Consider the following 538-nt stretch of genomic DNA (forward strand, 5'->3'; position numbering starts at 1 on the left):
TCCGACCAGTTCCGGCGCACGCTTGCCGGAGGCTTGTAACCGTGTGCGCTGTGCGGCCTGCGCTCGTTGTAGAACTGCCGCCACCGCTCGATCAGCACCTTGGCCTCGGCCCGGCTGCGGAACCACTCGCGGTTGAGCAACTCGTCGCGCAGTTTGCCGTTGAAGCTCTCCACGAAGCCGTTCTGCCATGGGCTGCCCGGGGCGATGAAGGCCGGGCCGATCGCGGCATCGCGCAACCAGCGCATGACCTTCGCCGCAGTGAACTCGGCGCCGTTGTCCGAGCGCACGAACGCCGGCTTGCCGTACAGCCGCATCAGCCGCGACAGGGTCAGGACCACATCCTGCGCCCGCAGGCTGGCCCCGACCTCGATGGCCAGACATTCCCGTGTGTACTCGTCGATCACGCACAGCAGCTTCAGGCTGCGTCCGTCCACCATCTGGTCGTGCACGAAGTCGTAGCTCCACACGGCGTTGGGCCGAACCGCACCGGGCAGGCGGATGTCGCTGCCGCTGCGCCGACGCCGCGGACGCCGGCGCG

General features: G+C 68.6%; 1 protein-coding gene. It reads right to left on the bottom strand.

All coding sequences use genetic code 11. The features are described 5' to 3' along the window. On the bottom strand, positions 1-538 hold a 538-nt coding region (locus ABD974_RS19465), incomplete at both ends, for an IS3 family transposase (RefSeq protein ID WP_345305011.1).

The organism is Lysobacter hankyongensis (genome assembly GCF_039543145.1).
Lineage (GTDB): Bacteria > Pseudomonadota > Gammaproteobacteria > Xanthomonadales > Xanthomonadaceae > Lysobacter_I > Lysobacter_I hankyongensis.